We start from the raw sequence: 24,768 nt of genomic DNA on the forward strand, positions 1-24,768 counted from the left end.
TCGCATACACTTCTGTATCGGATACGGGCATGTATCCGATCACGACCCAGAGGTGACGATGTCCTCCTTCCTGCACGATCTCAGCGACTGGTGCTTCCGCCGGGCCAAGACGGTTCTGGCGATCTGGTTGGCAGTGCTGGTACTGCTCGGCGGGCTCACCGCAGCCTTCGCGGGATCCTTCGAGGACACCTTCACCATTCCGGGCGCCCCCTCGCAGACCGCGATGGACAACCTCAAGGCCACCTTCCCCCAGGCCGCCGACCTCACCGCCGACGTGGTGGTCGTGGTCCCCAAGGGGGACTCGGTGGACTCGGCGGCCAACCGGCCGAAGATCGAGAAGGGGGTCACCGAGCTCGGCAGGCTGAGTTTCGTCCACAGTGTCACCTCGCCCTGGGACAAGTACGTCACCGGGATGGTCAGCGAGGACAAGACCGCCGCCGTCATCCAGGTCGATGTCGGCAACCAGACCTCCGCCACCTTCCCCGATGCCCAGAAACAGGCCCTGCAGGACGCCGGCAAGCGCATCGAGCAGACTCTTCCCGCCGGCAGCAGGGTGGATGTCGGCGGTCAGGCCTTCGGCGCCACCTTCCCCACCATCGGGGTCACCGAGGCCCTCGGTGTGGTGGTCGCGCTCATCGTGCTGTTCTTCACCCTGGGATCGATCATCGCTGCGGGGATGCCGATCATCACCGCCCTGGTCGGTGTCGGCATCTCCACCTGCATCACGATGCTGTTGGCCAATTTCACGGCCATCAACTCCACCACCCCTTTGCTGGCGGTGATGCTGGGCCTGGCGGTGGGAATCGACTACGCGCTGTTCATCCTGTCGCGGCACCGTGACCAGCTCGCCGAGGGGGTCGAGCCGAGGACCTCGGCATCCCGGGCGGTGGCCACCTCCGGATCAGCCGTCGTCTTCGCCGGTGCCACGGTCATCATCGCCCTGGTCGGCCTGGCGATCGCCGGCATCCCCTTCCTCACCGTGATGGGCATCTTCGCCGCCATCGGCGTCGCCCTGGCGGTGGCCATCGCGCTCACCATCCTGCCCGCCTTCATGGGGCTGATGGGCACCCGGATGACCCCGCGCAGGAGCCGCCGGAAGGCCAGGGCCGCGAAGGCCAAGGACGGCGAGCAGGCCGATGCGGCCACCTCTGCGCAGGGCCGGGCAGGTGCGGGCGACCAGAAGGCCGCCCCTGCTGGGAAGGCCTCCCATGGCGGCGTCTTCGCCTGGTGGGTGCATGTCGTCACTAAGGTGCCGGTGGCCACCATCCTCATCGTCGTGGTGCTGGTCGGTTCCCTGGCCATCCCGGTCAAGGACCTCCACCTCTCGCTGCCCTCGGCCGCCGAGGATGCCCTGGGCACCCCCTCGCGCCAGACCTACGACACCCTCACCGACAAGTTCGGCGACGGCTTCAACGGCCCGATCATCGTCACCGCGGATATCGTCAACTCCGCCGACCCGATGGGGGTCATCAACGGTCTGAAGAAGGACATCCAGGCCCTTCCCGGCGTCAAGCAGGTGCCGGTGGCGATCCCCAATCAGAACGTCGACACCGCGATGATCCAGGTCATCCCCACCACCGGCCCCTCCGATGAGGCGACCTCCGAGCTGGTCGGCAGGCTGCGCGACCAGCAGGCCAAGTGGAAGGACCAGTACGGCGTCGACACCGGTGTGACCGGTGTGACCGCCATCCAGATCGATGTCTCCAACCAGCTCGGCAGCGCGATGCTGCCCTTCGCACTGTTCGTGGTCGGGCTGTGCCTGATCCTGCTCACCGTGGTCTTCCGCTCGATCGCGGTTCCCATCAAGGCCACCGTCGGCTACCTGCTGTCGGCCGGTGCCGGGCTGGGCGCCGCCCAGCTGGTGTTCAATCGCGGTATCGGGCTCGACATCATCAACATGGACTCCGCAGTGCCGATCATCTCCTTCATGCCGATCGTGGTGATGGGCATCCTGTTCGGCCTGGCGATGGACTACGAGGTCTTCCTGGTGTCGCGGATGCGTGAGATCTACACCCACGGGGTGCCGGCCAAGCAGGCCGTCGTCGACGGATTCGTGGCCTCCGGCAAGGTCGTCACCGCCGCCGCCCTCATCATGTTCTCGGTCTTCGTGTTCTTCATCCCCGAGGGCATGCACGCGCTGCGCGAGATTGCCCTGGCGCTGGCCGTCGGCATCGTCATCGACGCCTTCCTGGTCCGGATGACCTTCGTGCCGGCGGTGCTGACCCTGCTCGGCGACAAGGCCTGGTGGCTGCCCAAGTGGCTCGACGAGCACCTTCCGGTTCTCGACATCGAGGGTGAGGCGGTGCGCCGCGAGGCGGAACTGGCCGACTGGCCCACTGCCGACCACACCGAGGCGGTGCACGGCGAGGGACTGGCCGTCAACGGGCTGTTCAGCGATGTGCGCGCCCACGTCGAACCCGGCGAGGTCCAGGCGGTCTACGGGCCGCCCGGCGCTGTCACCGGACTGCTGCTGGCTCTGTCGGGACGGCTGGACCTGGACGCCGGGAACTGCCGTTCGGCCGGTGAGCTGCTGCCGGATCGGGCCTCTCGGGTACGCCGGCTGGTGACCTTCGTCGACGCCGCCGAGCCCGACGGGCTGGCCGACCGGCTGCGTGAGGGGCTGCACCCCTCCACCCGGTTGGCCGTCATCGACCACGCCGACCGGGTCGTCGACCCGGAGTCGCGGGCTGCCCTGGAGCATCTGTGCACCCGGGCCCGGGCGGCCGGACGCACCGGCGTGCTGCTCGGCGCCCAGCGCGCCGCCAGACTGGAGTGGTTGAAGCCCGACGGAATCGGGGAGCTCACCAGTTCCCAGACATCGCCCGGCCCAGCCCAGTCCCATCCGGCCCAGTCCGATGCGGCCCAGTCCGATGCGGGCCAGTCCGACCCTGCCGACGCCGGCCGGACGGCGTCCTCCCCCTCTGACCATCTGCCTGCCTTCTCTGAAGGAGCGAACTGATGACTCGCCGTATGTTCTCCCCGGCCTCCCAGCCGAAGGCCGAGCGTTCCCACTCGACCATCACGTTGAGCTGGGCCTCGGTCATCGCCCTGGTGCTGGTGCCGCTGATCGTGGCCGGGGCGCTGATCGGCACCACCTGGAAGATGACCGACCGGCTCGGTCAGGTCCGCGCCGCGATCGTCAACCAGGACGCCGGGGTCACCCTCAACGGCCAGTTCGTGCCCATGGGCCGCCAGCTGTCCGGCCAGCTCATCTCCTCGGGCACCGCGACCACCGACGGCCGGCCGATCAGCTGGCAGCTCACCTCTGCCGATGAGGCGGCCGCCGGGCTCAAGGACGGCACCTTCGTCGCCTCCATCACGATCCCCAAGACCTTCTCCAAGGACGCCACCTCCTACTCGGCGAACAAGGGGGACTCCGCCCGCCAGGCAGTGGTGACGGTCGCCACCTCCGAGAGCTCCCCGGTCACCGACTCCACCATCGCCACGATGACCGCCCAGGCCGCCCAGACCGCTCTCAACAAGACCCTCAACAGCCAGTACCTCGACAACATCTACCTGGGCTTCAACAAGCTCGGCGACTCGATGGTCTCGGTGAGCAAGGGCGCCGATCAGCTCAATGACGGCACCCAGCAGCTGGCCACCGGGATCAAGAGCGCCACCAGCGGCACCCAGCAGCTGGCCACCGGTGCCAGCACGCTCGATCAGGGCGGCCAGCAGCTCTCGGCAGCCGGCAGCAAGCTGCTGGTCGGGGTCAACCAGCTCGCCAGTGGGGTCGCCCTGCTGGATGCCAACGGTTCGAAGCTCAACGCAGGCGGTAAGCAGCTGGCCTCCGGAGCCGCCACCTTGAACGCCTCCAGCGGGAAACTGGTGTCCGGTGGCAACCAGCTGGCCTCCGGGGCCAAGACCCTGGACTCCAACGGCGCTCAACTCAATGCAGGTGGCACGCAGCTGGCCTCCGGGGCCAAGCAGGTCTCCGACGGGCTGTCCCAGATGGACAGTCAGGTCCAGAAGATCTCGGTCAACGTGCCCGAGGTCAGCCAGGATCAGCTGGATCAGCTCGGCCAGCTCAAGACCGGGGCCAGCCAGATCTCCCAGGCCAGCTCCGGGATCTACTCGGGGATGAAGTCCTACCAGGCCGCGATGGCCGACCCCAGCGAGGACCAGGTCAACAAGATCGTGGCGCAGGTCTGCCAGCGCAATCCGCAGTCCTGCGAGACCCCGCAGGCCAAGGAGCAGGTGGCTGCCGGGGTGAGGGCCGGGATGGGCCAGGCGGCCTCGGCGATGGGGAGCTCCTCGGACTCCGACTCGCTGCTGGGCAAGGCCAACACCTTCAACAGCACCGTGCAGGGATATGCCTCCAAGATCGGCGGGGGAGTCGACCAGCTGCTCACCCTGCTCAAGAGCGCCCCGCAGATCGGCGAGAAGCTCACCGACCTCAAGAACGGCGTCCACCAGCTGGCCACCGGGGCCGAGAAGGTCTCCGACGGCGCCTCCAGCTACTCCACCGGGGTCGGCAGGTACACCGCCGGGGTGCACACCCTGTCCCAGGGCGTCTCCAGCTACACCTCGGGTGTGTCGACCTACACCGGAGGGGTCGGGACGCTGGCCTCGGGAGTCTCGACGTACACCTCAGGGGTCGGCCAGTACACCGCCGGGGTCCACACCCTGGCCCAGCAGATGCCTGCGATGACCAGCGGCACCCAGCAGTACGTGGCCGGCGTAGGCCAGCTCACCAGCGGGATCCACTCGCTGTCGACCGGGGCCGACAAGCTCTACGACGGCCAGGTCAAGCTCTCCCAGGGGGCGGTGAAACTCGCCAAGGGGTCCGACACCTTCGCCACCCAGGTCGCCAAGGGCGCCAGCCAGGTACCCAGCTACTCGGCCTCCGACCGGTCCAAGCTGTCGGACGTGGTGTCGGCTCCGGTCTCCTCGAGCACCACCCCCAATGGCACCTCGGCCTGGGTGGTCGGGCTGATCCTCATCCTCGGTCTGTGGATCGGGGCACTGGGCATCTGGTTGGTGGCACGCACCGTGCCGTCGCGGGTGCTGACCTCCTCGCGGTCGACCCTGTCGCTGTTGTGGAGCTCGCTGTCGACCGGCACCGGGGTCATCCTGGTGAGCTCGGCCGGACTGGCCCTGCTGGCCACCGTGGCCACCGGCGTCTCGGCGGTGCGAGGGCTCGGGTTGTTCGGGATGCTGCTGCTGATCGGGGCGATGTTCCTGGTCGTCAACCATGCCCTGGCGGGCTGGCTGCATGCTGTCGGACGTTTCATCGCGGTGGTCCTGGTAGCGGCTGCGGCCGCCGTCGGGGTGGTCTCGGCGGTGCCGGGCTGGGTGCGCTGGGTCCATGGCATCTCGCCGCTGAAACCGGCGATGGAGGCGGTCACCGCGATCCTGGCCGGCCACCTGCCGAGCTTCGGGGCGCTGCTGACCATCATTCTGTGGCTGGTGATCGGAGTGGTGGCCAGTCTGCTGGCAGTCAACCGGGCGAGGCGGACCACCGTCGCGAAGGTGCTCGCCGAGGCGAGCTGAGCCGGCGGCGTCGTTCAGCCCCGGTGCCAGACCCACCAGGCCAGGAAGACACCGCCGGCGGCGATCAGCCAGCGGCTGAGGTTGTTGGGCCCATGGCGCTGGACGCCGGGGCCCAGGGTGCCGCCGACCGTCTGGCCGGCGAACATCACCAGCACCGCGAACCAGTCGATCGGTGCGAAGAAGACGAAGACCATCGAGGCGGTGAGGTTGGAGACGCCGAGCAGCACGGTCTTCATCAGCATCGTCTGGCGGTACTCCTGGCTGCCGAGCAGCAGGGTCGCGGCCAGGAAGACCACCCCGGATCCGGCGCCGAAGTAGCCCCCGTAGACGCACACCGGGATCAGCACCATGAGATAGACGACCCAGCCGGAGGTCTTCTGTGTGCCGGCCCCGGAGGTGAATCGCCACAGCAGGGGGGCGGCCAGGATCAGCAGCGAGGCGAACAGGATGAGCCAGGGGGCCAGCGCCTCGAAGGCCCTCTCCCCGGTGGTCACCAGCAGGGCCCCGCCGGCTGCCCCGCCGATCGCGGCGATGACGACCTGCTCGAGTGTCCTGGCGGCCCCCGCCTGGCCGACCTGGCGGCCGGCTCTGAGGGTGGCACCTGCACTGGCGCCGACCTGGGCCAGGGTGTTGGTGGCATTGGCGGCCAACGGGTTGAGGCCCAGAGCCAGCAGCGCCGGGTAACTGATGAGCGAGGCCAGCCCGGCGATGTAGCCGACCAGACCGGCCGCCGCCCCGGCCAGGAACAGCAGAGCCGCGGAGGCCACCGAGATATCCATGAACCACTCTCCCCGGATCAGCATACGGTGGGCGTGCTCGGGGCCGGTGGCTCTCGCGCCGCAGGCCGGGCTAGCCGCGCCGGGAGTCGTGATGGAGCATGACCCCGCCCAGCAGCGCGGAGATCAGCGATCCGGCCAGCACGCCGATCCGCGCCTGATCGACCAGGTCGCCGCCGTCCGGTGGCTGCGCGTCGAAGGACAACCCGGCGATGAGCATCGCCACCGTGAAGCCGATCCCGCACAGCAGGGCGACCGGCAGCAGGTCGCGGATCGTGACCCCCTCAGGCAGCTCCAGCCGACTCCAGCGCTTCAGGCCGGCAGTGACCGCCAGCACCCCGAGCGGCTTACCGATCACCAGGGCCGCCACCACCGCCCACAGCACCGGGTGGCTGAACGGGCCCGATCCTCCCGACCGCCCGGTCCCCAGCACCGGCACCCCGGCGGCGAAGAGCGCGAAGACCGGCAGCGCGACCGCATTGGAGAAGGGCTGGACGAGCTGACTGGTCCGGGTGGCCCGCGAGACGGTCTCATCGGGGCGCCGGACAGCCGGCACCACCAGGCCCAGGGCCACCCCGGCGATCGTGGCGTGAACCCCGGAGCGGTACATGAACCACCAGGCGAGCACCGCCACCGGCACCATCAGCCACCAGGCCATCCGACGGCGTCGAGCCAGCCAGCCGAAGACCGCCACACAGGCCGCCGCAGCCAGCAGGGCCGGTAGTGCGATGGCATGGGAGTAGAAGATCGCGATGACCAGTATCCCGATGAGATCATCGACGACCGCCAGTGTGAGCAGAAAGATCCGCAGGCCCCGCTGCAGCCCATCGGGCAGCCCCCGGCCGGCCAGCACCAGAACCGTCAGGGCGAAGGCGATGTCGGTGGCGGTGGGGATCGCCCAGCCGTGCACGAACTGCGCTCCCGACACCGGGGCCACCACGGCGCAGTACACCAGCGCCGGGGCCGCCACCCCGCCGCAGGCCGCCAGGATCGGAACCGCCGCGCGCCGCGGATCCCGCAGGCCCCCGACCCGGATCTCCTGGATCAGGTCCAACCCTACGGTGAGGAAGAACAGCGCCAGCAGGCCGTCCTGGGCCCACTGGTCGACGGTGAGAGAGCCCAGCGACGAGCCGGCCAGATGGCCGAAGCCGTCGCGTGCCGGCGAGTTGGCCAGCACCAGGCCGAACCCGGCCGCGCAGATCACCAGGACCCCGCCGGTGGTCTCCCGGGACAGCAGGACGCGCAGCCGTGCCGCGAGAGAGGGGATCGGGATGGTCATCGGGGCTCCTGGCAGGACAGCTCGGTCGACAGCACCCCGGAGCAACCGGGGCGGTCGACCAGACTTCCCGACGCACCGGGGCCACCCTAACAGAGCCCGGCAGGACAGCTTCCGGACACCATGACCCGGGGTACCGGCCGGCCGACGGGCAGCACCCTGGCGGTGCCATCATCGCCCCCCGCCAGCACCGCCGGGCCGGCCGTGGTTGACTGGCGGGTGTACGTCCCCACCCGTCGGTGACGATCGCCGCACCGCCGGATGGAACACAGACTTTCGGAGATGAGAGCGCTATGACAACCGGTTTCCAACCGAACGAGTTCCAATTCGGCAGCGACGGGTCCGGGGAGTTCGTCAAGGTGATGGCCCGGGGTTATCAGGTGCTGGCCAGCCCGGTCATCAACCAGGGCTCGGCATTCAGCCGCACCACCCGCGAGGAGCTCGGCCTGGAGGGGCTGCTGCCGACCGGGGTGATGAGCCTGGAGGGCCAGCTGCAAAGGGTCTACCGGCAGTACCAGGCCCAGCCCGATTCGCTGAGCAAGTACCTCTTCCTCAATGCGATGCACGACCGTAATGAGGTGCTGTACTTCGCCCTGCTGGCCGCTCACATCGAGGAGATGATGCCGATCGTCTACACCCCGACCATCGGCCAGGCGATCGAGGAGTACTCCCACTGGTACCAGCGCCCGCGCGGCGTCTTCCTGTCGATCGACGAGCCCGAGACGGTGGAGAGATCACTGGCGGCGATGGGGCACCAGCCCGACGACCTGGACCTCATCGTCGTCACCGACTCCGAGGGCATCCTGGGGATCGGGGACCAGGGGGTGGGCGGGGTCGCCATCACGGTCGGCAAGCTGGCCGTCTACACCGCCGCTGCCGGAGTTCATCCGCACCGGGTGATGCCGGTCGTGCTCGACACCGGCACCGACAACCTCAAACTGCTCAACGACGAGGCCTACCTGGGAGCTCGCCATGCCCGGGTGCGTGGCGAGCGTTATGACGACTTCATCGAGGAGTTCGTCACCACTGCGCACAAGCTCTACCCCAAGGCGATGATTCACTGGGAGGATTTCGGCGCCGCCAACGCCACCCGAATCCTGGCCAAGTACCGCAACGACTACTGCACCTTCAATGACGACATCCAGGGCACCGCAGCGGTCGTGGTGGCTGCTCTGATGGCCGCCATCAAGGCCTCCGGGACGCCATTGCCCGAGCATCGGATCGTCGTCCACGGGGCCGGTACGGCCGGCATCGGGATCGCATCCCTGCTGCGCCGGGTGATGGTCGAGGAGGGGATGGACGCCGACGAGGCCCGCAGCCACTTCTGGGGGCTGGGTTCGCGCGGGCTGCTGCGCGAGGGTCTGAAGCTGCGCGACTTCCAGCAGCCCTGGGCCCGTGCGAGCTCCGAGCTCAAGGGCTGGAAGCTCGACATCAAGGGCCACTACGAGCTGGCCGATGTCATCCGCAACGTCAAGCCGACCATCCTGATCGGCTCCTCGGCCCAGGCCGGCAGCTTCACCGAGCCGCTGGTGCGCGAGATGGCCGGCTACTGCGACCGGCCGATCATCATGCCGCTGTCCAACCCGACCAGGAAGGCGGAGGCCATCCCCTCCGACCTGATCTCCTGGACCAAGGGCAGGGCGCTGATCGCCACCGGGTCGCCCTTCGACCCGGTCTCCTTCGACGGCACCAGGTACCGGATCGCCCAGGCCAACAATGCGCTGGTCTTCCCCGGCATCGGGCTGGGGGCGATCGCCTGCCGGGCCTCCCGGATCTCGGAGGGGATGATCGCCGCGGCGGCCACCGCACTGGCCTCCACCGTCAATGCGCACGCCAAGGGGGCGGCCCTGCTGCCCAGCATGTCCAGCCTGAGGGCGATCTCGGCCAAGGTGGCCCTGGCGGTGGTGGCGGCCGCCCAGAACCAGGGTCTGGCCACCGTCGATCTCGGCTCCAACCCGGTCCAGGCGATCTATGACGCGATGTGGCAGCCGCGGTATCCGCGGGTGATCGCGGCCTGAGGGGTCCCCGACCCCGCCCGGTGGTCGCTCGGCCACCGGCAGCCTGCTGCCAGGCACCGTCCCGGCACCCGACGGGGGATCGGTGACCGGCCCGAGGTCAGAACCTGCGTTGCAGGGAGTCCTGGACCTCGCCGACCAGTTCCTCGAGGATGTCCTCCAGGAACAGCACGCCGATCACCTGTTCGGTGGTTCCCGAGTGGTCGCCCTGATCGGTGTCCACCACCTCTGCGCAGTGGATGCCGGTGCGCTGCATCTGGCGCATGGCGTCCTCCAGCTCGTCGCCGACCGGTACCCGGTCCATCTCCCGGACCCTGTCGCGTCCGATCGGCTGGTCGTGCTCGACCCCTGTGGCGTAGAGCACATCCTTGACATGCAGGTAGCCGATGATGACGCCGGCCTCGGTGACCGGGAACCGCGAGAATCCGGTGACCGAGACCTCATGCTCCAACTGCGCCGGGGTCTGGCCCACCGAGAAGGTCACGAGCTTGTCCAGGCCGACCATGACGTCCCGGACGGTGTGATCGGTGAACTCCAGGGAGCCGCTCAGCAGACCGAGCTCGTCGTGGATCTTGCCTTCCTGCTCGGAGCGCTCGACGATCGAGGCCACCTCCTGGGCGGTGAAGGTGGCGGCGATCTCGCTGCGCGGCTCCAGGCCGGCCAGCCGCACGAACCAGTCGGCGACATGGTCCATCAGGTAGATCACCGGGGCTGCGGCCCGCCCGATCACCACCAACGGCGGGGCCAGGATCAGCAGTGCCTGCGGGGGCATCGCCAGGGAGATGTTCTTGGGCACCATCTCCCCGAAGACGACGTGGAGGAAGACCACCAGCATCAGGGCCACCACGAGGGCGACGATGTGGGCGCTCTGCGAGGGCAGTCCCAGAGCGTGCAGCGGGTCGGCCAGCAGATGGGCGATCGCTGGCTCGGCGACTGCACCGAGGGTGGTGGAGGCCACCGTCACCCCCAACTGGCAGATCGACAGCATGTGGGAGACGTTCTCCAGGGCGTACATCGCCTTGGCCGAACCGCGTCTGCCCTCCTCCAGCAGCGGCTCGATCTGGGAGCGCCGGGAGGAGGTGGTGGCGAACTCGCCGGCCACGAAGAAGGCGTTGACGCCGAGTAGGGCGATGGTGATGAGGATGCCGGCCAGCGGACTCATGAGTCCTCCCGGGCGCCGTTGGCGGACCGGTGGGCGGTGCCGGAGGGCTCCTCGGGTGCCGGCCGGACCAGGACCTGGGAGACCCGGCGTCCCACCATCCGGGTGACGACGATCTGGATGTCGTCGTCAGTCCAGACCTCGTCGCCGATCACCGGGATCCTGCCCAGCACCGACATCACCAGCCCGCCGAGGGTCTCATAGCGGCCGTCCTCGGGGACCTTGACGCCGGTGCGGTCGGCCAGCTCGTCGGGGCGCAGCCGACCGGGTACCAGGATGGCGCCGTCGGGTTGGTAGCGGATCCCGGCGCGGCGCTGGTCGTGCTCATCGGCGACATCGCCCACGATCTCCTCGACGGCGTCCTCCAGCGTGACGACGCCGGAGACCCCGCCGTACTCGTTGACGACCACCGCCATCTGGAGGCCCTCGTCGCGCAGCTGCACCAGCAGCTGGGGCAGCTCGAGGGTCTCGGGGACCCGGGGGGCCGGGTCGAGCAGGGAGGAGGAGATCACCGGCACCTCGGCGCGTCTCTTCCAGGGGACGCCGACCGCCCGCCGGACGCTGGCCAGACCGAGGATCTCGTCGGTGCCGGCACCCAGCACCGGGAACCGGGAGTGGCCGGTCTCGGCGGCCAGCGAGATGACGTCGGCGGCGGTGGCCTGCTCGGGAAGGGTCCGGACCAGGCCGCGGTCGGTCATCACGTCGACGGCGGTGAGTTCCTCGATGTGGATGGATCGGGTGAACAGCGTCGCCGCCGAGGCATCGAGGGTGCCCTCATCGGCGCTGTGGCGGACCATCGCCGCCAGCTCGGAGGCCGAGCGGGCCGAGGAGATCTCCTCCTGGGGCTCGATACCCATCCGGTGCAGCACCCAGTTCGCGGTGCCGTTGAGCACTGCGATGAGGGGTCTGAAGAGGGCGGTGAAGGCCATCTGGACCGGTGCCACCTGGCCGCCGGTGCGCAGCGGATGGGCCATCGCGATGTTCTTGGGGACCAGTTCTCCGAACAGCATCGAGAACAGGTTGATGAGGACCGCGGCGACGATGACGCCGATCGAGGTGGCCAGCGCGGTGGCCAGGCCGGCATGCCCCAGGGCATCGGTGAGCAGCCTGGCGGCGGCCTGCTGGGCGGTGTAGCCCAACAGGATGGTGGTCAGGGTGATGCCGACCTGGGCGCCCGACAGCTGGGTGGACAGCGACTTCATCGCCGTGAGCACACGGGCTGCCGACCTGTCGCCGCGCTCGGCGTGGTTCTCCACAGCGGCCTGGTCGAGGGCGACCAGCGAGAACTCGGAGGAGACGAAGATTGCGGTCAGACCGGTCAGTGCGACACCGATCATCAGCAACGCGATCTCAAGCCACATGCCGGACCCCTGAGTGCCGGGAGTGTGCTGGATCCAGCCGTGCCGGTCGCGGCCCCGGCGAGCTGGTTGCGGCGGGCGAGTGGGTGGGAGGAGGTTCAGCCGACTGTCGGCTGCAACTGTCACTGTCCATGATGAAGGTCAGTGTATGGGCAGGTTGTGACAGCCGAGGTGTGCGTGGGCCGACCGGTGCTGGGCGGCGGGCACCGTCGACGGGTGTTGCGCTGTGCGTGAGGATTGAGTGAGCAGTGGCCGGGAGGAAGGTGAGCAGCATGGCGGAGGGGGACGGCGTGGTCGATGTGCTGGCGGTCGCGGTGGCCCGGGTCAGGGGGGCCATCGACGCCGTGGACGCCGGATCGGCCCGGGACGCCGACCGCTTCGTGCGCGACCGCTATCGCAGTTCCCGGACCTCTCCGGGCGGCACCGTGATCCGGATGGAGGTGGCCAGTGGCATCACCACCAGCGTGCTGGTCAATGAGTCCCAGATGGACATGGTCATCGAGGTCCGCGGGCGCCGTGCCGACCTCCGGGTTCCCGATGGGATGTTCGCCCAGGCGCTGGCCCGGTTCGCGGTATGAGGCCGGCGACCCGGAGGCTCCGGCCGATCGGCCGCTACGGTGAGAGACATGACGGATCACTACGAGGTCGACCGGGCGGTGGTGGGCGAGGCGCTGGCCGCTGAACTGCCCCTGGTGCTGCGAGCTCTTCAGCTGTGGCTGGTGCAACTGCAGAAAACCATCGACAAGCTGTCCGACGGGCACCAGCTCTCCGGCAAGGAGAGCGGCTACCTGAGGATGCACGAGCAGGAACGGACCCGCCTGCTGGATCTGGTGGCCACGATCACCGCCTCGGTGGTCGGCAAGGACCGCAAGGACCTGAGCCGCGACGACGTCGCCGAGGCCCGCCGGTTCATCTCGGCGAGCTGGCCGGCTCCGGCCGCCGGGTCCGACTGACGGTCGGCCCGCCGACCGTCCTCGTCTCAGCCGATCACCTGGAAGCCGGTGACCCCGGTGGCCTTTCCCGGGATGGTCTCGACACCATCGACCCGCGCCATCCGCGGGCCCTGCTTCAACCGGTCGACGACAGCCTGGACAGCCTGGTCGGGGCCTTCCAGCTCGGCCTTGACGGTGCCATCGGCGCAGTTGCGGACGGTGCCGGAGACGGCCAGCGCCTCGGCGGTCTCCTGGACGAAGTAGCGGAAACCGACCCCTTGGACCTTTCCGCGGACGATGACATGGACGTGAACGGTGCTCATTCCTCCATCGTGCCCCCTCGAGCCCGGGTTGCGGTCCCGATGAGGTGAACCGGCCGCTGGCAGCGGTGCCGGTCGCGGTCTGCCGAGCCCCGGACGGGCCCATCCGTCGGTGAGATGCTCACCTCCGGGTGGGCCCGCCCGGGTCGCGTCGAGTTCAGCCGAGTTCGGCCCGCCTCACTCGGGAAGGATCCCCAGATGCGAGTACCGGGCCGGCGGGTCGGCCAGGGCATCCAGGTCGATGACGGCCCGGGCGTCCAGGGCGATCGCACCGGAGGGCGAGACCGTCAGCGGGTTCATCTCGGTCTCGGTGATCTCCGGGTGCTCGGCCACCAGGGTCGAGAACCGGGTGATGACCTTCACCAGGGCGTCGACGTCGGCACCCTCGGCGCCTCGGTAGCCCTTGATGAGCGGCCAGATCCGCAGCGACTCCACCATCTCGCGGGCCAGTGCGGCGTCCACCGGGGCCAGCTGCAGGGCGGAGTCCTTGAGGATCTCGGCCGAGGTGCCGCCGGCAGCGACCATGATGGTCTGGCCGAAGGAGGGGTCGCGGGTCGATCCGAGGATCAGTTCGGCATTGCCGGCGCCGACCATCTGCTCGATGACGACGCCGTCGATGCGGGCCTGCGGCTTGGCGGCCCTGGCATTGGCGACGATCCGCTCGAAGGCGGCCCTCACCTGCTCGGCATTCTTCGGGCCGACCACCACGCCGCCGACGTCGGTCTTGTGGGTGATGTCGGGGGAGGCGATCTTGGCGACCACCGGGTAGCCCATCTCGTCGGCCAGCGCGGCGGCCTGGTCGGCGGAGGTGGCCAGCCTCGGCAGCGCCACCGGGATGCCGTAGGCGTCGAACAGTTCCTTGGACTCGGTCTCGGGCAGCAGGCCGGTCTCGGGCACCGAGGCGATCAGCGCGGCGGCGCGCTCCCGGTCCGGGGTGAGGTCGTCGGTCTGCGCGGCGACCGGAGCAGCAGCCTGGTCGGCGTGGCGCTGCGAGACGGTGCCATTGACGAAGGCGTCGACCGCGTTCTCGGGGAACTCGAAGGTGGGGATCCCGGCTGAGGTGAGCTTCCTGATGGCCTTCTCGTTCTCGGCGCCACCGCCCATCCACACCGCCAGCACCGGCTTGTCGGTGGTGTGGGCGGCGGCGATGACGGCGTCGGCGGAGCCGATGATATTGGTCATCGCCTGGGGGGTGAGGATCACCAGCACCGCGTCGGCGTCCTCCTCGGTGACCGCGGCATTGATGGCCGCCTCGTACCGGGCGGCGGGGGCGTCGCCCAGCACGTCGATCGGGTTGGCATGCGACCACGCGGTCGGCAGCACCTCATTGAGGGCATCGAGGGTCGCCGGGGAGATCTCGGCCAGTCTCCCGCCGCGCTCCGACAGCGCATCGACCGACATCACGCCGGGGCCCCCGGCATTGGTGACCACGGCCAGCGTCGGCTGGTGGGCGATCCGGTCGGCGGAGAGCAGCTCGATGGTGTGGTAGAGGTCGGAGATCCTCAGCACCCGGGTGGCGCCGACCCGCTGGAAGGCGGCGTTGTAGACCTCATCGGCGCCGGCCATCGCACCGGTGTGGGAGACGGCGGCCTTGGCGGATGCCGCGAACCGGCCGGCCTTGTAGATCACCAGCGGCTTCCTGGCGGTGAACCGCTTGGCGGCGGCGGTGAAGGCCTGGGCGTCGGAGATCGACTCGGCGTAGACCACCGCGGAGTGGGTGTCCTTGTCATCGGCCAGGTAGTCGAGCACGGCGGCCAGCTCGACATCGGCGGCATTGCCCAGGGTGACCAGCTTGGAGAAGCCGATCCCCTTGCCGATGGCCCACTCGATGATCGCCGCGGTGAGCGCACCGGACTGGGAGACCAGGGCGATATTGCCCGGCACCGGCATGTGGGCGGCGAAGGTGGCGTTGAGCCGGCGCCCGGGGACCTGAAGACCCAGGCAGTTCGGCCCGAGCAGCCGCATGCCGTTCGCGCGGCAGATGGCGACGACCTGGTCCTCCATCGCACGGCCCTCGGGTCCGACCTCGCGGAACCCGGCCGCCATGCAGATGATTCCCTTGACGCCGGCCTCGGCGCACTGCTTGACGACGTCGAGGACGCCGACCGCCGGGACGCACAGAACGGCCAGATCGGGGGCCTCCGGGGTCTGACCGACGCTCGGGAAGGCGGGCACCCCGCCGATCGACTCGTGCTTGGGGTTGATCGGGTAGACGACCCCGTCGAAGTTCCCGTTCAGCAGGTTGCGGACCACCATGTGTCCGAGGTTGGTGGGCTTGGTGCCCGCTCCCACGACCGCCACGCGGTGCGGAGTGAACAGACAATCCAGTTCGCCACTCATTGCTAAGACCTCCATGTCAAAGTGTTGCCAGCGGGCTCGCAGGACCGCGTCGCCAGCACACTAACATCGGGTTTTCCGGGCCGATTTCCGGGGTCCCGTTTTGGTCGGACCAATGACCATGGGCCGGCCGTTCGGATCGATTCGTGATCGATCGCTCAGCTGGGTTGCACGAGTCGATCAACCTCGGCGATCAGCCGTACCTCAACCTGCGCGGCTGCGACTAGCGTCGTTGACATGGCTGATCAGATCGAGTTCGGTACCGGCGGATGGCGAGCTGTGATCGCCGACACCTTCACCAAGACCAACGTCCAGCGCCTCGCCCAGGGGCTGGCCGACCGGATCCATCACGAGAAGGTGGCCGACCGACCCGTCGTCATCGGCTACGACCAGCGGTTCCTCTCCCCGGAGTTCGCATGGTGGGCCGCCGAGGTGCTGGCCGCAAATGATGTCCACGTGCGGCTCATCGACCGCCCGGCCCCCACCCCGATGATCATGTGGACCGTCCGCGACAAGGGCTGCGCCTACGGACTGGCCGTCACGGCCTCCCACAATCCCGCCGTCTACAACGGCATCAAGGTCTTCACCGAGGGCGGCCGGGACGCCGAGGTGGAGGTCACCGGGCCCCTCCAGGATCATGTCAACCAGCTCAGCGAGGCCGATGTCAGGACGATGCCGCGCGACCGGGCCGTCGAGCAGGGACTCATCAGGGTCCAGACCTCGATGAACTGGTACATCGACTCGATCCTCGACCAGGTCGACCTGGACGTCATCCGGCACGCCCACCTCAAGGTCGTTCTCGACCCGATGTTCGGGGTCTCCAAGACCTGTCTGCAGACCATCCTGCTGACCGCCCGGTGCGATGTCGACACCATCCATGAGCGCCGCGACACGCTCTTCGGCGGACGGCTGCCCTCGCCCAACTCCAAGACCCTCAAGGCGTTGGCCGGGGTGGTCGTGGAGCGCGGCGCCGACCTGGGGATCGCCACCGACGGGGACGCCGACCGGCTCGGCATCATCGACGATCTCGGCAACTTCCTGCACCCCAACCAGATCCTCGTGCTGCTGTACAACTACCTGCTCGAGGAGAAGGGCTGGGTGGGCCCCTGCGTGCGCAACCTGGCCACCACCCACCTGCTGGACCGGGTCGCCGAGGCCCACGGACAGAAGTGCTACGAGGTCCCGGTCGGGTTCAAATGGGTCTCGTCGAAGATGGCCGAGACCGGCGCGGTGATCGGCGGCGAGTCCTCGGGCGGCCTCACCGTCAAGGGCCACATCTCCGGCAAGGACGGCGTCTACGCCGGCACCCTGCTGGTCGAGATGATCGCCAGGAAGGGCAAGCCGCTGTCCCAGATCTACGCCGACATCGTCGAGCGCTACGGCTCCCTGGAGATGGTGGAGGACGACTTCTCCTTCGATCCGGCGGTCAAGGAGGCCCTCAAGCAGCGGATCTACGTCGACCAGGACCTGCCCGAGTTCGAGGTACCGGTCCACCACATCTCCGATATGGACGGCATCAAGGTCTACTTCGACAACGGCGGCTGGCTGATCGTCCGGTTCTCCGGAACCGAGCCGCTGCTGCGGGTGTTCTGCGAGATGCCCGATGCGGATCTGGCCAGGCGGTGCATCGACGCCGTGGTGGCCGAGTACGGCCTGGCCTGAGACGATCGGGCAGACCAGATACCGGAACTCCTGAGGTGCACTGTCCCGGGGCCGCAAGTGGTCGTACCGTGGGGTCATGACGACTTTCGACCGCTCGCTTCCTTCTGATCTACCTTCACAGTTGTTCATCGGCGGTAGCTGGGTCGACGCCGACGGTGGCCGCACCTTCGACGTCATCGATCCGGCCACCGAGGATGTGCTCACCTCCATCGCCGACGCCGGTCCCGACCAGGGTGTCGAGGCACTGGACGCCGCCGTCGCCGCCCAGGACTCCTGGGCTGCCACCGCTCCGCGTGAGCGTGCCGAGATCCTGCGTCGCGGCTTCGAGATCATCACCAGGCGGGCCGATGACTTCGCCCGGCTGATGACCCTGGAGATGGGCAAGCCACTGACCACCTCCTACGGAGAGGTGACCTACGGGGCCGAGTTCCTCCGCTGGTTCTCCGAGCAGGCGGTGCGGATCCGCGGAGACTACGGCGTCCTGCCCGAGGGTTCGCTCCGACAGCTGGTGTTGAAGCGCCCGGTCGGGCCCTGTCTGCTCATCACTCCGTGGAACTTCCCGCTGGCGATGGCCACCCGCAAGGCGGGCCCGGCGCTGGCGGCCGGCTGCACGGTGGTGATCCGGCCGGCCAGCAATACCCCGCTGACCACCCTGCTGTTCGCCAAGGCGATGCAGGAGGCCGGGGTGCCCGATGGCGTCCTCAATGTCATCACCGGACGTGATCACGGCGTCACGGACAAGGTCCTGGCCGATCCGCGGCTGCGCAAGGTGTCGTTCACAGGGTCGACGCCGGTCGGACGCGGTCTGCTCAAGCAGGCCAGCGAGCATGTCCTGCGCACCTCGATGGAGCTGGGCGGCAATGCCCCCTTCATCGTCTTCGACGATGCTGATGTTGATGCCGCGGTGAGCGGGGCGCTGGCCGCCAAGATCCGCAACAACGGTGAGGTGTGCGTGGCCGCCAACCGGTTCATCGTGCACGAGTCGGTGGCCGCGGAGTTCACCGAGAAGCTCACCGACGGGATGTCCAAGGTGGGCTACGGCGACCCGATGGACAAGGCCACCGAGGTCGGCCCGTTGATCACCGGCAAGGACCGCGACAATGTGCACTCCCTGGTGGAGTCGGCCCGGGCCGCGGGCGCCACGGTGCTGCTCGGCGGCGAGATCGGGTCCGGCAAGGGGTACTACTACCCGCCGACGGTGATCTCCGGGGTGGCCCCCGATGCCGATGTGATGATGAATGAGATCTTCGGGCCGGTCGCGCCGATCACCACCTTCGGCACCGAGGAGCAGGCCCTGGAGATCGCCAACAGCGTGCCGGTCGGGCTGGCCGGATATGTCTACACCCGAGACATCAACCGCATCCAGCGGATGGGCGATGAGCTGGAGGTCGGGATGATCGGCGCCAATGTCGGCGTCTTCTCCAACCCGGCGGCGCCGTTCGGCGGGGTCAAGGAGTCCGGGCTGGGTCGTGAGGGGTCCTACCAGGGGATCGAGGAGTACCTGGAGACCATCTACATGGCACTGCCGAACCCGTTCTGATCACTCACCAGAGCGTCCACAGCCACCGTGCGAGCAGGGTCAGCAGCACTGCCCAGATGAACGAGGTCATGGTGCCGACGATGAACTGCTCGATGGCGGCCAGGGACTGGCGCCGGGCTGCACCCAGCTCGGCGCCAGGGGTGGGCAGGGAGTGCAGTTCGGCGTAGCGGGCCAGGGTCTTGACCCCGGCGATCACCGCGATGCCGGGTGGATAACCGGCGAGCAGGGCGGTCATCACGCCGAGTCGCTCCAGGTAGCCGATCCAACGGCCACCGCGCAGCACCCCGTCGTGATGGGCACCGGTGCCACGAATCGCCGTCCACAACGATCCCGGCCGCTCCGCCTGCGGGGTCGCCGCCCAGAACATCGCCCGCACCACAGGGGCTCCGCCGGGAACGGCCAGAATGGCCAGTGCCGCGATGATGAGCAGGTGGCTGATCATGATGACCGGCCCGCGGTACCTGCAGAAGGCCGCTCGGCCGGCGACGCAGACTGCTGCGGCGATCCGGCGACGATGCTGGCCAGGGCCTCGGTGGCCAGGTCGATGGCCAGTTCCCGGGTCCGGCGCAGGAAGGACCACCGCGCCCGGGTAAGGCGCTGGCTGATCGCCGCAGCTGAGACGCCCACCTGTTGCGCTGCCCGGGCAGTGGTCATACCGCGATCGTAGAGGGCGCAGACCTCACGAACCGCTGGAGTCGTCGAACCCGCCAGATCGGAGACCACCTCCATCGCCCGGATGAAGCGGACCTGCTGGGCGCAGGGCGTCGCTGCCGCCGACGGCGATGTGGGGCTCGGCGGGCCGCTGCGCACCACCATCCCCCCGAGGCTGGACTTAGCGGCGGTGACCGCGTCTCGGGCCGCGAGATAGGCGGTTCCAGTGGCCTCCCGGGTGGAACTCGGCAGGGGCGTGTCGACCTGCCCCATCCCGATACCGCACCACCATCGCCCCGCTCCGCAGACCGTCCAGGTGGCAGCCACCAGAGTTGCCGGGTCTGCGGTGAAGGCCTGGACCTCGTCGCCTGCGGTGCGCTCCGGCAGGAGATCCCAGCGGGGGGCGCGGAACGGCTCCTGGGACGGTGCGTCGACTCCCGACGGGTGCGGGGCCTCGGGCCCCAGATCGAGGACGGGCAGGTCGGCCAGAGCCGCCAGCAGGCGGGGGACGGCGTCCGGGGAGATCCGGCTGTGCCGCTGGTCGATGGTGAGGGCCCATCCGTACATGAGCACCATGATAAGCCAGACAACTTAACTGACGGATGATTAAGACTTTATTCTTAATTATCTCGGCAGTATCGGATGGGGGGCGGCGTCGACGTCCTCATGACGCGGCGACTCCGGCATGGCAGGATGACGCCCACACACTCAGGAGGAGTCCATGTCCAAGAAGAAGAAGGTTGGCATTCTCACTGCCGGAGGTGACTGCCCGGGCCTCAACGCCGCCATCCGCGGGTTCGGGAAGGCGGCCATCCGGGAATTCCAGATGGATCTCATCGGTTTCCAGGACGGCGTGCGCGGCCTGGCCGAGAACCGGTACATCACCTTGGACGGACGGGCGCTGTCCGGAATCCTGACGATCGGCGGGACGATCCTGGGCACCAGCCGGGACAAGGTCAACCGGATGGTCGTCGACGGGGAGACCCGCGACATGATCCCCACCATTGTGGAGAACTACCAGAAGCTCGAGCTGGACGCGCTGGTCACCCTGGGTGGTGGCGGCACCGCCCGCAATGCCTACAAGCTCTCCAAGGCCGGGCTCAACGTGGTGCACCTGCCCAAGACCATCGACAACGACATTGTCGGCACCGACGACTCCTTCGGCTTCTCGACCGCCCTGGAGATCGCCACCGAGGCGATCGACCGGCTGCACTCCACCGCCCACTCCCATCACCGCATCATCCTGGCCGAGATCATGGGCCACCGGGCGGGCTGGCTGGCGCTGGGATCGGGGATCGCCGGTGGCGCCGACGTCATCCTGCTGCCCGAGGTGCCCTACCACATCGACTCGATCGTCGAGGCGGTGGAGAAGCGTCGGAGGCAGGGGTTGACCTTCTCGGTGATCGCGGTGGCCGAGGGGGCCCGCGATGAGCCCGATGCACTCGCCCTGTCCGGTGCCCAGGCGCTCGTCGACGAGACCAGGAACCCCTCCACGAGGGCCGCGGCGAAGAAGGCGAAGCGGGACCTGGAGCGCTCGATGCGCGACAACACCTTCAAACTGGCCAGCCAGTTGGAGGCCGCCACGGGTCTGGAGTCCCGGGTCACGATCCTCGGCTACGTCCAGCGCGGCGGGACGCCGTGCGCCCAGGACCGGCTGCTGGCCACCCGGTTGGGCACCAAGGGGGCTCAGCTGGTCCAGGACGGGGAGTTCGGGATCATGGTGGCCGCCAAGGGCACCGGGACCGGGACCGTCCCTCTCAAGGAGGTCGGCGGCAAGGTGAAGTACGTGCCGCTCGACCATCCCTGGGTGGAGGCGGCCCGCGAGGTCGGAACCAACCTCGGAGACGGCTGATCCGGCCAGCGACGGCCCCTTCCTCCGCGGTGTGGCCGAGAGGCCCTATGCCGTCACGAAGCAGGTGCTTCCCGGGTGGGCCTCGAGTCTCACCTGGTGACCGACGACGGCCTCCACCACGCCGCGGTGAAGGGGACAGACCACCTCCGGGTGCTCGACAGCCAGGTCGATGAAGGGGCAGTGCCCCAGCGCAATCCGGCCGGGTCGTTGCTGATCGGTGCTCGGGGCGAAGCCGATGCCCTCGAGCAGAGAGACGACATCGTGGCCGGCGAAGCGGCGTCCCCACTGCCTGCCGGCCTCAACGGCCGCTCGGGCCGGGTCGGGCTGCCGGGACAGATGGGAGACGAGCACCTCGGCGAGCAGCTGATAGGACCGCGGGCCCTCGGTCGGCTCGGACACCAGGGTGAACAGGGTCCGTGGCCGGCCGCGGGAGGCCCGGTTCTCCCGGCCTGCCTGCACCCGGCCCGCGGTCACCAGGTGGTTCAGGTGGAACCGGGCGGTCGAGGAGTGGATCCCCAGGTCGTGACCGATCTCGGGGGCCGAGGCCATCCCGCCCCGGCGTCTCAGGGCCTCGACGACCCGCTCTGCGGCGGAGTCGGCGCCGGGATCGGTGAGTCGGTGCGAGGGGATTGGGTCCGAGGCAGGCTGCTGCGAGGAGCCACCGGCGATCATCGCGTCACCTCGATGAGTCCGCGGGCGCCGCGCTCCATCTCCACGAAGGAGTGGTTCACGAAGGTGTAGCGGCCCGGTTCGGTGAACTCCAGCTCGACGAATCCTCCCTGCGCACTGGCCAGATCCAGGGATTGCGCACCACCTCCCTCAGGGTTGTCACGGCGCAACAGGTAGCCGCCCTCCTTGAAGACCGTGTCGAACTGGCCCCCCACGACATGGAAGGAGATGCCACGGCTGGGGCCGGCGGCCAGCACCCAGATCCTCACCCGCTCGCCGACCCTGGCTGTCAGGGGTGTGAAGACGTACTGGTTGGCATGTCCGTTGAACATCGTGAGGTCGGGCATCTCGGCTGCGATCTTGTCGGCATTGACCTCGACCCCGTTGGCGGCGTCCAGGTAGGTCTCGGACTGGACGAGCACGTACTGGCGGTCGGCGCTGGGAAGGTCATGGGGCTCCACGATGACTGCCCCGAACATTCCCGAGGCGATGTGGGAGCTCATCGGCATGGTGGAGCAGTGGTAGAGCCACACCCCGGCGCGCGGCAGGGTGAAGCGGTAGTCCAGGGAGGTTCCCGGAGAGATCGTGCGCATCGGCCGATCGGGGGCCACGGTGCCGGCGTGGAAGTCGATGGAGTGGCCCATCGTCCCCCGGTTGACCAGGTGGACAGCCATCGCGTCGCCGATCCGCGCATGGATCACCGGACCCATCACCCGGCCGTTGTAGGTCATCGCGGCGATGGTGGTGGCCGGGGCCACCTCCTGCACTGATTCGCGCACGGTTAGCGTCATCTGGTGGCTGCGGCCGGCTGGCAGGGCCGGCAGCCGGGGATCGCGGACGCTGAACCCGCGGCCCGGAGGTTGGCTGAGGTCGACCCTGCGGCGCGACAGTCCCACCGCGGAGGAGGACTCCGGCGAGCGGGCGGAGGTGGTGGAGCCCTCGACGAGGACCTCCAGCTCCATTCCCATCGAGCGGTGGCCGACCAGGGTGCACCAGCCCTGGGTGGGGCCGGTGATGACACCGGCGTCGACCTCGGCCCGTTGGCCGGGGCGCAGCCGGGGGGAGTGGGCTCCGCCGGCGAAGTACAGGTCGTGGACCTGGCCCTGATCGGCATTGGACAGTCGCACCACCAACCGGTCTCCTGCCGGCACCGAGAGGGTCGCAGGATGGTAGTGCATGTCCCTGGCGGTGACATCGATGGTTGTGGTGTGCCCGGTCGGCCGGATCCGGGCGGCAGCCGTGGAGCCGCTCTGACCGGAATGCCCCGCGATCCGACCGCCCACTCCTACCGTGGCGAGGGCCAGGCCGGCCCCGACTGCCGCCTCGACGAAGGACCGGCGATCGGTGGGGGCGGTCCGGGCCGGGGAGACGGAGCGCGGATCACTCCCCAGACGGCCCGTCGTGCCGGCTGCGGTGCCTGAACCCCCGTCTGCGGAGTGATCCGCGCACTCTGCGGGTGCCGGTGGGGCGGTCTCGCCGGCCGCCTTGGCGCGCAGCAGACGCACCCCCGTCGCCACCATCGCCATCGTCGCGGCCAGGAACCCGGCCATCGCGACGGCCGAGATCCCCAGGCCGATCCGGCGGGTGGAGCCACTCGAGCCGAACACCCAGATCAGCAGGCCGGCATTGACGAGCGTGACCCGCAGGGTTCCCAGGGTGTGCATCCGAGCATTGGTGGCGCGCACGATCGAGGGGCCACCGCCCATCACCATCGGCATCAGGTAGCTCATCGCGCCGATCAGGAGCTGCATCAGGAAACCCATCACGACCGGCACCGTGAGGGCGGTGAGGTCGTCCTGGATGAGATCTCCGCGTCGGGTCACCAGTGTCCAGGCCAGCCAGCACAGCCACACCGCGAACCAGCCCAACGCCGCGGCCATCGAGTAGCCGGGCAGGTCCCGCGGCGGCCGGCGCAGCGCGCATCGCCCCAGGTCGAGGCCGATGATCGCCAGTCCGGCCAGCTCGGCGAGCACACCAGCGGCCTGCATCCACCACCAGCCCCCCAGGGCTCCGGTGGTCACCACCAGCACGGCGCAGCACATCACCGTCAGGGCGATCCGGCCGTGTCGGTCCTGGGCTGGGGCCATCTGGGTGCGCAGCACGGTGGGCCACAGGGTGACCAGGGTGCCGATCGCCGTCAACCCGACGAACCCGAGGATGTTGACACCCTGGTGGGCCAGCAGCAGTCGGGTCCGCCAGGGTTCGGTGGGGGAGAAGGCCATGATGGCGCCGAAGGTCGCGCCGACCGGCAGCAGACAGGCGGCAGCGCAGTAGAACCGGACGGTGGCGTCGAATCGTCCTGGCAGCGCCCGGCGGACCTGCCCTGCGAGGTCCAGGGCGTACCAGCACAGCGTCAGGCCCACCACTGCGGCGCCGGCCACCACGACCCACGGCCAACTGCCGACCATGCCGACGCAGCAGGCCAGCACGCCGAGGTTGAGGCAGTCGATGCGAGCCACCTGAACGCGTCTGTCGGCCTCGTGGAGCCGCTCGTGGAGGATCGACTCGGTGAAGTACTGGCCCCACACCAGGATGGAGTTGGTGGCCACTCCCAGGGCGACCATGTGCACCAGCAGCCAGCGGGACTGGGGGATCCAGTGTCCGGCGAGGAGAACCGGGACCAGGGCCACCAACCAGAAGGAGACCGGGCGCGAGGCCTTGCGGTGCCAGGCGCGGCGAGGGGAGGGACGGGACACGGCACTTCCTTTTTCGATGATCAACTCATCGA

Annotated in this window: 18 protein-coding genes; 8 read left to right on the forward strand and 10 right to left on the reverse strand. The window is 69.0% G+C overall.

The features are described from left to right. Nucleotides 1–58: 58 nt before the first annotated feature. Together G554_RS13880 and G554_RS0100975 are read left to right on the forward strand one after the other, a co-directional pair. Nucleotides 59–2,959 (forward strand): MMPL family transporter, encoded by a 2,901-nt coding sequence (locus tag G554_RS13880; RefSeq protein ID WP_084648196.1) that lies wholly within the window; start codon nucleotides 59–61, stop codon nucleotides 2,957–2,959. Further along, nucleotides 2,959–5,493: a YhgE/Pip domain-containing protein gene (locus G554_RS0100975; protein ID WP_084648197.1), complete on the forward strand. Its 2,535-nt coding sequence runs from the start codon at nucleotides 2,959–2,961 to the stop codon at nucleotides 5,491–5,493. The genes G554_RS13880 and G554_RS0100975 overlap by 1 nt, the downstream gene beginning before the upstream one ends. A gap of 14 nt (nucleotides 5,494–5,507) precedes the next feature. Here the strand turns inward: G554_RS0100975 and G554_RS0100980 are convergent, their stop codons facing one another. Together G554_RS0100980 and nhaA are read right to left on the reverse strand one after the other, a co-directional pair. Then, complete coding sequence (locus tag G554_RS0100980; protein ID WP_161626447.1) at nucleotides 5,508–6,272, reverse strand: sulfite exporter TauE/SafE family protein; 765 nt, start codon at nucleotides 6,270–6,272, stop codon at nucleotides 5,508–5,510. A 70-nt stretch (nucleotides 6,273–6,342) separates the two neighbouring features. Next, on the reverse strand, nucleotides 6,343–7,548 hold the full coding sequence (gene nhaA, locus G554_RS13885) for a Na+/H+ antiporter NhaA (RefSeq protein WP_051232118.1): 1,206 nt from the start codon (nucleotides 7,546–7,548) through the stop codon (nucleotides 6,343–6,345). A gap of 290 nt (nucleotides 7,549–7,838) precedes the next feature. On the opposite strand from nhaA, the gene G554_RS0100990 reads away from it, so the two are divergent. Next, nucleotides 7,839–9,563 carry an NAD-dependent malic enzyme gene (locus G554_RS0100990; protein WP_027586448.1) on the forward strand — a complete coding sequence of 575 codons (1,725 nt, stop codon included), beginning with the start codon at nucleotides 7,839–7,841 and terminating at the stop codon, nucleotides 9,561–9,563. Nucleotides 9,564–9,660: 97 nt separating this feature from the next. On the opposite strand, the gene G554_RS0100995 is transcribed toward G554_RS0100990, so the two are convergent. Both G554_RS0100995 and G554_RS13890 read right to left on the reverse strand, forming a co-directional pair. After that, complete coding sequence (locus tag G554_RS0100995; protein ID WP_027586449.1) at nucleotides 9,661–10,722, reverse strand: hemolysin family protein; 1,062 nt, start codon at nucleotides 10,720–10,722, stop codon at nucleotides 9,661–9,663. Next, nucleotides 10,719–12,080: a hemolysin family protein gene (locus tag G554_RS13890; protein WP_051232120.1), complete on the reverse strand. Its 1,362-nt coding sequence runs from the start codon at nucleotides 12,078–12,080 to the stop codon at nucleotides 10,719–10,721. The genes G554_RS0100995 and G554_RS13890 overlap by 4 nt, the downstream gene beginning before the upstream one ends. A 260-nt stretch (nucleotides 12,081–12,340) precedes the next feature. On the opposite strand from G554_RS13890, the gene G554_RS0101005 reads away from it, so the two are divergent. Together G554_RS0101005 and G554_RS0101010 are read left to right on the forward strand one after the other, a co-directional pair. Next, the gene (locus G554_RS0101005) at nucleotides 12,341–12,655 is read left to right on the forward strand and encodes a hypothetical protein (protein WP_161626448.1); all 315 of its coding nucleotides are present in this window, start codon (nucleotides 12,341–12,343) and stop codon (nucleotides 12,653–12,655) included. A 48-nt stretch (nucleotides 12,656–12,703) separates the two neighbouring features. After that, nucleotides 12,704–13,030 (forward strand): hypothetical protein, encoded by a 327-nt coding sequence (locus G554_RS0101010; protein ID WP_027586451.1) that lies wholly within the window; start codon nucleotides 12,704–12,706, stop codon nucleotides 13,028–13,030. A 26-nt stretch (nucleotides 13,031–13,056) separates the two neighbouring features. On the opposite strand, the gene G554_RS0101015 is transcribed toward G554_RS0101010, so the two are convergent. Next, nucleotides 13,057–13,332 (reverse strand): acylphosphatase, encoded by a 276-nt coding sequence (locus tag G554_RS0101015; RefSeq protein ID WP_027586452.1) that lies wholly within the window; start codon nucleotides 13,330–13,332, stop codon nucleotides 13,057–13,059. 174 nt (nucleotides 13,333–13,506) lie between these two features. Then, nucleotides 13,507–15,630, reverse strand: coding sequence for an acetate--CoA ligase family protein (locus G554_RS13895; protein WP_161626449.1), 2,124 nt, complete (start codon nucleotides 15,628–15,630; stop codon nucleotides 13,507–13,509). Between the two features lie 273 nt (nucleotides 15,631–15,903). Here G554_RS13895 and G554_RS0101030 point away from each other — a divergent pair, with 273 nt between their 5' ends. Then, the gene (locus G554_RS0101030; protein ID WP_027586453.1) at nucleotides 15,904–17,328 is read left to right on the forward strand and encodes a phosphoglucomutase/phosphomannomutase family protein; all 1,425 of its coding nucleotides are present in this window, start codon (nucleotides 15,904–15,906) and stop codon (nucleotides 17,326–17,328) included. Nucleotides 17,329–17,404: 76 nt separating this feature from the next. Then, entirely contained in the window at nucleotides 17,405–18,868 is a 1,464-nt protein-coding gene (locus G554_RS0101035; RefSeq protein WP_027586454.1) for an NAD-dependent succinate-semialdehyde dehydrogenase, read from the forward strand. A 4-nt stretch (nucleotides 18,869–18,872) separates the two neighbouring features. Here G554_RS0101035 and G554_RS0101040 read toward each other — a convergent pair whose 3' ends face one another. Together G554_RS0101040 and G554_RS13900 are read right to left on the reverse strand one after the other, a co-directional pair. After that, nucleotides 18,873–19,313, reverse strand: a complete 441-nt coding sequence (locus G554_RS0101040; protein WP_027586455.1) for a hypothetical protein — start codon at nucleotides 19,311–19,313, stop codon at nucleotides 18,873–18,875. After that, a complete protein-coding gene (locus tag G554_RS13900) occupies nucleotides 19,307–20,086 on the reverse strand; it encodes a hypothetical protein (RefSeq protein WP_084648200.1) in 780 nt (259 codons plus the stop codon). The genes G554_RS0101040 and G554_RS13900 overlap by 7 nt, the downstream gene beginning before the upstream one ends. 154 nt (nucleotides 20,087–20,240) lie before the next feature. On the opposite strand from G554_RS13900, the gene G554_RS0101050 reads away from it, so the two are divergent. Beyond that, nucleotides 20,241–21,371 carry a 6-phosphofructokinase gene (locus G554_RS0101050; protein ID WP_027586456.1) on the forward strand — a complete coding sequence of 377 codons (1,131 nt, stop codon included), beginning with the start codon at nucleotides 20,241–20,243 and terminating at the stop codon, nucleotides 21,369–21,371. A gap of 45 nt (nucleotides 21,372–21,416) precedes the next feature. On the opposite strand, the gene G554_RS0101055 is transcribed toward G554_RS0101050, so the two are convergent. After that, nucleotides 21,417–22,043 (reverse strand): helix-turn-helix transcriptional regulator, encoded by a 627-nt coding sequence (locus tag G554_RS0101055; protein ID WP_051232126.1) that lies wholly within the window; start codon nucleotides 22,041–22,043, stop codon nucleotides 21,417–21,419. After that, nucleotides 22,040–24,604, reverse strand: a complete 2,565-nt coding sequence (locus G554_RS0101060; RefSeq protein ID WP_245569907.1) for a multicopper oxidase domain-containing protein — start codon at nucleotides 24,602–24,604, stop codon at nucleotides 22,040–22,042. The genes G554_RS0101055 and G554_RS0101060 overlap by 4 nt, the downstream gene beginning before the upstream one ends. Nucleotides 24,605–24,768: the final 164 nt, after the last annotated feature.

The organism is Acidipropionibacterium thoenii DSM 20276 (assembly GCF_000423445.1).
In the GTDB taxonomy this organism is placed as follows: domain Bacteria; phylum Actinomycetota; class Actinomycetes; order Propionibacteriales; family Propionibacteriaceae; genus Acidipropionibacterium; species Acidipropionibacterium thoenii.

Excerpts from the sequence above, each read along its gene's own strand:
- G554_RS0100980 (WP_161626447.1), bottom strand. The coding sequence starts at position 6,272 with ATGGATATCTCGGTGGCCTCCGCGGCTCTGCTGTTCCTGGCCGGGGCG.
- G554_RS0100995 (WP_027586449.1), bottom strand. The coding sequence starts at position 10,722 with ATGAGTCCGCTGGCCGGCATCCTCATCACCATCGCCCTACTCGGCGTC.
- G554_RS0101015 (WP_027586452.1), bottom strand. The coding sequence starts at position 13,332 with ATGAGCACCGTTCACGTCCATGTCATCGTCCGCGGAAAGGTCCAAGGG.
- G554_RS0101050 (WP_027586456.1), top strand. The coding sequence starts at position 20,241 with ATGTCCAAGAAGAAGAAGGTTGGCATTCTCACTGCCGGAGGTGACTGC.
- G554_RS0100975 (WP_084648197.1), top strand. The coding sequence starts at position 2,959 with ATGACTCGCCGTATGTTCTCCCCGGCCTCCCAGCCGAAGGCCGAGCGT.
- G554_RS0101035 (WP_027586454.1), top strand. The coding sequence starts at position 17,405 with ATGACGACTTTCGACCGCTCGCTTCCTTCTGATCTACCTTCACAGTTG.
- G554_RS0101030 (WP_027586453.1), top strand. The coding sequence starts at position 15,904 with ATGGCTGATCAGATCGAGTTCGGTACCGGCGGATGGCGAGCTGTGATC.
- G554_RS0101055 (WP_051232126.1), bottom strand. The coding sequence starts at position 22,043 with ATGATCGCCGGTGGCTCCTCGCAGCAGCCTGCCTCGGACCCAATCCCC.
- G554_RS0100990 (WP_027586448.1), top strand. The coding sequence starts at position 7,839 with ATGACAACCGGTTTCCAACCGAACGAGTTCCAATTCGGCAGCGACGGG.
- nhaA (WP_051232118.1), bottom strand. The coding sequence starts at position 7,548 with ATGACCATCCCGATCCCCTCTCTCGCGGCACGGCTGCGCGTCCTGCTG.
- G554_RS13900 (WP_084648200.1), bottom strand. The coding sequence starts at position 20,086 with ATGTACGGATGGGCCCTCACCATCGACCAGCGGCACAGCCGGATCTCC.
- G554_RS13890 (WP_051232120.1), bottom strand. The coding sequence starts at position 12,080 with ATGTGGCTTGAGATCGCGTTGCTGATGATCGGTGTCGCACTGACCGGT.
- G554_RS13880 (WP_084648196.1), top strand. The coding sequence starts at position 59 with ATGTCCTCCTTCCTGCACGATCTCAGCGACTGGTGCTTCCGCCGGGCC.
- G554_RS0101060 (WP_245569907.1), bottom strand. The coding sequence starts at position 24,604 with ATGGTCGCCCTGGGAGTGGCCACCAACTCCATCCTGGTGTGGGGCCAG.
- G554_RS0101010 (WP_027586451.1), top strand. The coding sequence starts at position 12,704 with ATGACGGATCACTACGAGGTCGACCGGGCGGTGGTGGGCGAGGCGCTG.